9 protein-coding genes are annotated in these 8,441 nt (G+C 54.5%); 4 read left to right on the plus strand and 5 right to left on the minus strand.

The genetic code is table 11. The features are described from left to right. The 3 genes from H6B51_RS15270 to H6B51_RS15280 all read left to right on the plus strand — a co-directional run. A partial coding sequence (locus H6B51_RS15270; RefSeq protein WP_243421352.1) for an enoyl-CoA hydratase-related protein occupies window positions 1-260 on the plus strand: 260 nt, incomplete at its 5' end. A 47-nt stretch (window positions 261-307) separates the two neighbouring features. Continuing rightward, window positions 308-1,339, plus strand: coding sequence for an MBL fold metallo-hydrolase (locus H6B51_RS15275; protein WP_204884499.1), 1,032 nt, complete (start codon window positions 308-310; stop codon window positions 1,337-1,339). Continuing rightward, window positions 1,336-2,184 (plus strand): 3-hydroxybutyryl-CoA dehydrogenase, encoded by an 849-nt coding sequence (locus H6B51_RS15280; protein WP_204884500.1) that lies wholly within the window; start codon window positions 1,336-1,338, stop codon window positions 2,182-2,184. The genes H6B51_RS15275 and H6B51_RS15280 overlap by 4 nt, the downstream gene beginning before the upstream one ends. A 102-nt stretch (window positions 2,185-2,286) precedes the next feature. Here H6B51_RS15280 and H6B51_RS15285 read toward each other — a convergent pair whose 3' ends face one another. The 5 genes from H6B51_RS15285 to H6B51_RS15305 form a co-directional block, all read right to left on the minus strand. After that, window positions 2,287-3,336 (minus strand): acyltransferase, encoded by a 1,050-nt coding sequence (locus tag H6B51_RS15285; RefSeq protein ID WP_204884501.1) that lies wholly within the window; start codon window positions 3,334-3,336, stop codon window positions 2,287-2,289. A 508-nt stretch (window positions 3,337-3,844) separates the two neighbouring features. After that, entirely contained in the window at window positions 3,845-4,276 is a 432-nt protein-coding gene (locus H6B51_RS15290) for a hypothetical protein (protein WP_204884502.1), read from the minus strand. 13 nt (window positions 4,277-4,289) lie between these two features. Continuing rightward, window positions 4,290-5,492, minus strand: a complete 1,203-nt coding sequence (locus tag H6B51_RS15295) for a recombinase family protein (RefSeq protein ID WP_204884503.1) — start codon at window positions 5,490-5,492, stop codon at window positions 4,290-4,292. Window positions 5,493-5,706: 214 nt separating this feature from the next. Beyond that, window positions 5,707-6,705, minus strand: a complete 999-nt coding sequence (locus H6B51_RS15300) for a hypothetical protein (protein WP_204884504.1) — start codon at window positions 6,703-6,705, stop codon at window positions 5,707-5,709. Further along, entirely contained in the window at window positions 6,681-7,481 is an 801-nt protein-coding gene (locus tag H6B51_RS15305; RefSeq protein ID WP_204884505.1) for a DEAD/DEAH box helicase, read from the minus strand. Before H6B51_RS15305 ends, H6B51_RS15300 begins: the two co-directional genes overlap by 25 nt. Before the next feature lie 20 nt (window positions 7,482-7,501). On the opposite strand from H6B51_RS15305, the gene H6B51_RS15310 reads away from it, so the two are divergent. Further along, window positions 7,502-8,365, plus strand: a complete 864-nt coding sequence (locus tag H6B51_RS15310; protein ID WP_243421353.1) for a recombinase family protein — start codon at window positions 7,502-7,504, stop codon at window positions 8,363-8,365. Window positions 8,366-8,441 lie beyond the last annotated feature (76 nt).

Genomic DNA, 8,441 nt, shown 5'->3' on the forward strand with positions numbered 1-8,441 from the left:
TCGGCCTGGTCAGCGAGGTCTATCCCGCCGAGGAGCTGATGGACAAGGCCATGGAGCTGGCCAACGCCATCTGCGCCAACGCCCAGATCGCCGTGCAGGAGTCCAAGCGCTGCATCCGCATGGGCATGCAGACCGACATCGCCACCGGCTCCGCCTTTGAGGCCGAGGCCTTCGGCGTGTGCTGTGGCACCGCCGACAAGGACGAGGGCATGGGCGCGTTCCTGGAGAAGCGGGCCGAGAAGAACTTCCAGAATAAGTAAGTACGATCAGCCAGTGCCCAGCCAGCCTTAAAAACAGGAGGAAGTTCATGAGTGCGATCGAACAGGTATGGACCAGCCCGGAGATTTTTTGCGTCCCTGTGCGGCTGCCGCAAAATCCCTTGCGGAATCTGAACTGCTACGTGATACGTACACCGGAGCGCACACTGATCATTGACACCGGGTTCAACCGTCCGGAGTGTAAGGCCGATCTGTTGGCCGGACTGGAGACATTGGGATTGGACTGGTCCAGGACGGCGCTGTTTCTCACCCATCTCCACTCCGATCACACCGGCCTGGTGTGGGAGCTGGCAGACAGAGGAGTACCGGTCTATATGGGGCAGGTGGAGCGGGATTACTACCAGTCATATACCCAGGCAGGTGGTATCCCCTCCCTTTTCCCCGACTTCCTGCGGGAAGGCTTTCCCCAGGAGGAGCTGGACCGTCAGGCTGAAGGCAATCAAGGCATGCGGTACGCGCCCAGGCCCGGTTATCCTATTATCCCGGTGGCTGACGGCCAGCTTCTCCCTATGGAGGGCATAGAAATTATCGCTGTCCATACCCCCGGCCACACACCAGGCCATACCGCGCTGTATCTGCCCCGGGAGAAGCTGCTCTTCTCCGGAGACCATATCCTCTTTGACATTACGCCAAATATCAGCGTGTGGCCCGGCATATCTGATTCCCTCTCCGATTACATTACCAGCTTGCAAAAAATCCGCGCACTGCCCATCCGTGCCACGTTTCCCGCCCATCGGGCGGCGGGAAAGGATGTCCGCGTCCGTATTGACCAGATCATCGACCACCACCAGCGCAGGCTGGAGGAGATCTTCCAGGCAGTGGCCGCACATCCCGGCTGCACCGCCTACGATACGGCAGGGCGCATCAGATGGTCGGTCCACGGACTGCCCTGGGCGGAATTTCCGCCCCATCAACGCTGGTTTGCCATGGGAGAAACAGTCGCTCATCTTTGCACACTCATGCGAAAAGGCCGGCTGCACAAGCGGGAACAGGACGGGCTGTTTCATTATTATCCCACAGAACCGGACACCATCATTTTATCAGGAGGTACACCGTTATGAGAAAAGTGATCGTCATCGGCGGCGGCACCATGGGGCTGGACATTGCCCAGGTTTTTGCCCGCAGCGGGTATGAGGTCGTGGTACGGGACATCAACGACGCTATTATCCAGGCTTCCCAGAGCCGTTTGATCAAGGGGCTGGACAAGCTGGTCGCCAAGGGCAAGATGGATGAGGCGGCCAAGGCCGACCTGCTGGGCCGCATGAGCTTCACCACCGATCTGAACCAGGCCGCCGACGCCGACCTTGTGGTGGAAGCCGCCCTGGAGGATCTGGAACTGAAAAAAAGCATTTTCGCGGAGCTGGACGCCATCTGCAAACCTGAAACCATCCTCGCCTCCAACACCTCCTCCATCTCTATTACCGCCATCGCTTCCGCCACAAAGCGGCCGGAAAAGTTTATCGGCATGCACTTCTTCAACCCCGCCACCGTCATGAAGCTGGTAGAGGTCATCCGGGGCGCCCATACCTCCGATGAGACCTGCGCCGTCATCACGGAGCTGGCCCGGGCCATCGGCAAGGAACCCGTGGAGGTGAACGAGGCTCCCGGCTTTGTGGTCAATAAGATCCTTATCCCTCTAATCAACGAGGGCATCGACCTGTTTTACACTGGCGTAGCTTCCGCCGAGGGCGTGGACACCGCCATGCGGCTGGGCGCCAACCACCCCATGGGGCCCCTGGCCCTGGGCGACCTGGTGGGCCTGGACGTATGCCTGGCCATTATGGACACCATTTATCAGGAAACCGGCGACCCCAAATACCGTGCTTCCCTGCTGCTGCGGAAGATGGTCCGGGCCGGCAAGCTGGGCCGCAAGACCGGCATTGGTTTCTATGATTACCGCAAGTAAAAAATCCCCCATCGCGCAGGCCCTCCGCTGAATACGGTCTCCCACGGAGAAGGAAAAAGCCGCCCGCGGCTCTGGCATTGCCAGGACCGCGGGCGTTCTTTTTTACGATAGCAAGAGCTTTCTGAGCCATTTGATCCGATCTATCACCCAGACGGCCACGGTGGAGCCCACGGCACACAGGGGGAACCACAGCAGCACATTGAGGGCGGGAGAGGCGGTCTCCACCAGCCAGGCCACCACCGCCAGTACCATGGGATGGATGAAGTAGATCCCCAGAGACATGTGGGCGATGGGGGCTGCCAGCCGTTCCAGCCTGTGCTGGAGCGTTTGGGGCAGATACTTCACCAGCACAAAGGCCGCAGCGCTGGTAAGGTAGTGATTGATGGCGTAGCCCGCGTTAAAATACAATACCATATCCTCCGGCGAGGAGCAGAGGTAGTTGCCCACCACCCCCAGCACCAGCCCGGCAATACCCCCCAGGTAGATCCACCCTCTGGCCTGAGCGGAGCAAGAAATGGCGCCCAGCAGGTAACCCAGCAGGAAAAAGCCCACATAGCCCTCAACGAGCACATCCCAGATCTGGATCTGGAGATAGGGCTGGGCCACCAGGTTGAACAGTCGGAAAAAGGTCACCGGCATCAGAATGATGATCAGCAGAAGAAAGAGCTGCTTTTTGGTACAGCTGTCAACGATCCGCTTGAGGAAGGGCGTCAACAGATAAATGCCAGCCAGCTGATAGAGAAACCACAGATGATAGTGGCTGCCCTGGTTTAGCAGCTCCTGGAAAAAAGTCAGCAGGGACAGGGGCCGCTCCTGAACCAGGGAATTGAACAGATAGTAGGCCACGTCCCACACCAGGAAAGGGAGCACCAGCTTGCCAAAGCGGTTTTTATAGAAGCTTTTGATCTGGAGGGTCCTGGGGTCGCTGAGCAGCAGATAGCCGCTGATCATGAAAAACAAGGGCACCCCCATGCGGACAAAGGCGCTCAGAATGTTGCACAGCCACCAGCTCTTATGGCCGAACAGCTGGGCGGCTCCAATATACGGGCTGATACAGTGGAGCAACACCACCAGATAGGTAGCCCCGGCCCTTAAAATATCCAGATAGGGCAGCCTGCTCCGCTCCCCCAGTCTGACTGCCGCCTGCTCCATGGAGCCAGCCTCCTCTCGATCCTTTTTCTACATTTTACAGGAATCCTTATCCCATTGCAAGGGAACAGCCCGGCGGCAATAGCCCGCCACACGTCCGGTTGGCCTTGAGAAAACGGTTCTGTTGTGGTACACTAGACACACTTCCAGCGTATATCAAGGAACGGACCGCACAGCCCGGGCTGCCGGGCCTTGCAAATAAAGGAGATGTGGAGATCAATGAAATTAGGAATCGGCGTTCAAACGCCGGATTCTATATCTCCATACCTCTCCATAAACGCCGATAAAGCCTGATATAGCGCGGTTTTACGCAAAACCAACCAAATTATAACTTCATATTTCTCTATGCAGTCCCACGCAGAAATGGCGTAAAAATGGCGTAGAGAAATCGGCTAATTTGCAGAAGGAAAAGAGCACTACTACTTTGAGAAAGAACAAAGATGAGCACAGCCTATACAAACGGGCCGTGCTCATCTCTTTTATACGGTTATACGGTCAAACGGTTCTGTGCTTACTTGGCATCGCTATTGGTAGGATTCGGACGGAAATCTTCCTGAACGCCCTCGTTCAAATCAAAGCACATAGTTTTCGCATCAGCGACCCAGAAACCGCGAACGCGGTACCGCTTGCCCGGAACCCAATCCTCGCCCGTGGCAGCGCGGAGCGGTTCCAGAAGATTCTTGCTGGAAATCGTCACAACGCCCTTCTGTTCACCCCGCGGCTTAGAAAACTTAAACCCCTTCGGCTCGTTACTCTTGCACATACGGATTGCGAATACCTTCGCCTTGGCATCTAGCAGGCACAGCACATAGGCGGGATACCCCAGATCTTCAAGCACCTTCTTGGTGAAGGTGACGCCGTTCTGGTTGAGGTACATATCCGGGTAAGCGTTGATGTTGGAGTCAATCGTTTCAAAATTCAGAGAAGAAAAATCAAAATTCATTGTAAAAATCCTTTCATTTCGTATTATCTTGTGTGTCATCGACAATTTTCATAAATTCCTGCCGTTCAGCAGGAGACCACCGGGAATCAAGAATCAAATACCCTTTGAACAGGCCATCTTTGACGCGATGAGCGACAAATCGATTGCTCAGGAAACGCAGTTTCGCCTTATGGGGTGAAGTGTGCCGCTCAGACAGCAGCTTTTGCACTTTCAGCCAGTCCTCTTTTTTGATAATTGCTGTATGGTGATTTTCCTTGAAGTACATATTCAGGTCTGTATTTTTCACGGACTTGTGGGTGCGGAAATCCTTGGTATAGGTTTTCTGCATCAAGGCATCACCACAGTATTTTTCGTTTCGGAGGATGCTGCGGACAGTACCGGCAGACCAGCTATCGTTGCCCATAGGGGATTTAATCCCCTGTTCGGTCAGTGCAGCCGCACTCTCAGACGGCGTTCCCCCTTCCAAGCAACTTTCGTAGATGTACTCAACAATCCTCGCCTCGGTCGGCTCAATCACCAAGCGTCCAAAATGGTCGCGGTAGAATCCCAGCGTATTCTGTACAGAGAATTTGTAAATTCCCTCAGCCATTCGCCAGCGAATACCCGCTTTAATGGCCTCGCTTTTTTGCTGGGACTCCATTTCAGCCAGCGCGGACAGAAGAACGATTAACAGATTGTTCTTTCCATCGCCTGTGTAGGTGATGTGCTCCGTCTCAAATTCCACCGAGACAGGGGGATTCAGCGCCGATAGAATATTCAGATTGTCCAGTATATCCACAATATTCCGGCCAAAACGGCTGATGCTCTTGGTAAGGATCAGATCAATTTTCCCGTCTACTGCATCGGCAATCATTTTTTGAAAGCCAAGGCGCTTTTTGACGGTTGTAGCACTGATGCCCTCGTCCTGATAGATTTCCACCAGCTCCCAATCAGGATTGCCTTCAATCCGCTGGGTAAAATGCCGGACCTGCATATCAAAACTGCCAACCTGTTCTTCTTCCTGTGTGCTGACGCGGCAGTACGCCGCAACACGCAGTTTTGGGCGCTCTTGCTGTACTTCCTGCAACTTTTTAGGGGGAATCACAATCACGCCGTTGCTGCGCTGATTTTCCGCAATTTCGTCCTGCATGAGCTTCCGCCGCTGTTCCCTGCGCTCGGCACGGCTGCTAAACTGACGGGCCGATTCTATCTTCTTGGGGTCAAGCGGTTTTGCCATATCCTGCCTCCATCGAATTTACAGCCTTTTTCTTGTGCTGCATGGGTATGCCACCTCCTTTGCGCAAATTTGTCTTTTCACCTGTATCGCCTCCCTGCGCGTTTATTTATGACAAGCCCTGCGGGACGAGTCCCCACAGGGTAGTCACCATAAGAAAAGGCAGCAGATTTCTCTGCTGCCCCATCAGAAAACATGAGATGCGGTTATTCACTTGTTATAGGGCTTCAACTGTCTCCAAAAACTGCCCCATACTCACCGCTCCATGCGGCAGATTTTCCTCGTCCCGGAACACCATGTAATAGCGGTACTGGTTCCCCGCAGCATTCCGCCAAGCTGCGCCCAGTTCGATCTTCTCGCGGCTATCATCGTTTTTCAGATGCTCACCCTTGGTTTCGGCAAGGATGATTTTGCTGCTCTGCGTCATAATCATAATGTCCGGGTAGTGGTTGAAGTACCCATTGATGGCAAACCCGTGCCGGGCGATATTTCGGTGCCACCACAGCACATTGGGAATGGCCGTCAGCCGCTTCACCAAATCCTGTTCCAGCGCGTTCATGTCCTCCTCGGCTTCATAGAGTGACCTTCCGTAAATCGCCGTACTGTTTGTAGGATGGATTGCCGATGGCAGACGGTAAGACGGTTCGCACACGATTTTGCCCCGGTCAAGCCATGTAAAGAAAGTCTCCTTATAGTGCTGATCCAGCAGAGTCTCGATTTTAGCTCGGATTTTTGCGGCAAAGCCCAGCGGGGCTTTTTCCATCGCGGCAAGCTGTTCCCGATCCATCCCGTCCACAATGAGATTGACATAGGCGCGCAAATCGCTGCCATCCACCATGTTCAGCTTGTCCAACTGGTGAATCATCATGTCCTTGCACTGGCGCACGCGGCTTTCCGGGGGTAAACTGCTGAAATACTCCTTGAAATACCGCTGGTCGGCAGCTTCCATCTGGTAAGCCCTCGGCACACTGCGGCCAGTTTCCACATCGACTTTGACGATCTCATCGTCCGCTGCGGCAAAATCAATGTCGTATGCCTTGCCTTTCAGGGTGAAGCCGTCTGCAAGCATTTCCTTGCTCAACAGCACCTTATCCCCATCGGTAAACAGGGACTGCGGGATCACTTGGAAAAATTGTGGGATCAGCAGGCCGTCCACGCTTTCCTGATATTGAGGGATGATGTGGAATGTGTTCACCTTGTCGCGTACCTCTCCCACGGCAGAGCGGCTGCAAACGGGTCGTTGTTCGCGCCCTGCACCGCCTGATTGTATGCGTCGCCTGCCTGCTGGGCCTCAGCAAGCATACTGTCCGCTTTCGGGGCGGATTCCGGCGAATTTTCGCTCTCTCTGCGCCGTTGCAGCTCTGCCCCGATGGATTTCCCGTCCAGCCCAGCAAAATCCTCCTGCGAGGCTTCCGGCTCGATTATGGGAAGCTGCTCCGGTACTGGTGCGGGCTTGGCCGGTTCTACCGGTTCGGCAAGGCGGCAATCCCTGTCGCTGAATCCGGCGCTGTTCAGTCCTCGGATGATCTGCTGCACTGCATCGTTGAAATCGTTGGAGGAAGTCAGCACATAGGACATATTCAGGGCCTTTGCCCTGTGCTCCACAGTATAGGGCAGGCGCAAAATACGCCCTAAAATCTGCTCCACATCCACCTGACTGGTTTTGTTGGCAAGGGAAGCCAGAATATAGGCAAAGGGACAGTCCCAGCCCTCTTTCAGCGCGTTTACCGTGATGATGTACCGCACCGGACAGTCCGGGGACAACAAGTCCACATTTTTCAGCTCATTCACATCGGCGGTGCGGATGGCAATATGTTCGGCGGGAATCCCGGTGTTCATCAGCTCCGCCCGCAGCTTTTCAAAAGTAGTCGCGTCCTCCTTGCCCTTCGGCTGGGCCTGAAACAGGGCAATGGGGCGGATGTACTTTCCGCCATTCTGATACTCTGCCGCAGCGATTTCTTCCAGCTTGTCCCGCAGGTCAATTGTATCCATCAATAAGCTGGACGGCATCTATGGTCTATAAAATCCTGACCAACTATGTTTATACCGGAGCGACGGTAGGCCACAGGCGCAAGTCCGCCGGTGTCGGCTCACGGAAGAGCATCCCGCAGGATCAGGCAGACTGGATTGTTGTGGAAGGGATGCACGAAGCCATTGTCAGCAAGGAAGAGTTCGAGATGGCTCAGGAAGTTATCCGGGGCGGCGTAAAGAAGCCGAAACGCAACCCGCACTATTATCCACTCAAGGGTCTTGTGTGCTGTGGCAACTGCAAACGCGCCCTGACCCGGCGTAAGAACAGGAATGTGAGCGGATATTTCTATCAGTGTACGCACTCGATGAATGACCGCGATACGGAGTGTCCGGTTGGCGAGAGATACAGCGAGGCATGGCTTGAGAATGCTGCCTACAATGCGATTGGGCAAATGCTGGCGCTGGCAGAAAAGAAAGCCATGAAGAATCACGAAATCAGTAAGCGCAGGAAATCTGCTATTTCAGAATGCGCGGACACGATTCGCGATCTGCAAAAGCAGTCGGAACAGCTCAAGGCAGTGAAGCTCCGGCTGTATGAGAAGTACACTTCCGGCAGTATCACAAAGGCGGAATACCTCAAACGGAAAGCAGAGACAGACGCAAAGATGTCCGAGAACGAAGAAGCGATCCGTAAAGGCCATGAGCGGATGCAGGAGCTTGATTCTGAGCATCCCTGCTCTGATGAGAGGCTTAACACGGTACTCGGCGAGTACCAGAGGAACGAGGGGCTTACCTACGAGCTTGCCCATGCGCTGATCGACGCTATCTATGTTCGCGGACAGGACAGCATCGAAATCGTCTGGAAATTCAAGGACATCTTTGAAGATATGGAGGGAAAGGAATGACTGTTGCGGTTTATGTGCGAGTGGCTACGGTAGAACAGATTAGCTCTGGTGAGGCCAAGGAAAATACAACTGTCAA

Origin of the sequence: Pseudoflavonifractor phocaeensis, assembly GCF_016901955.1 — a bacterium.
In the GTDB taxonomy this organism is placed as follows: Bacteria; Bacillota; Clostridia; order Oscillospirales; family Oscillospiraceae; genus Flavonifractor; species Flavonifractor phocaeensis_A.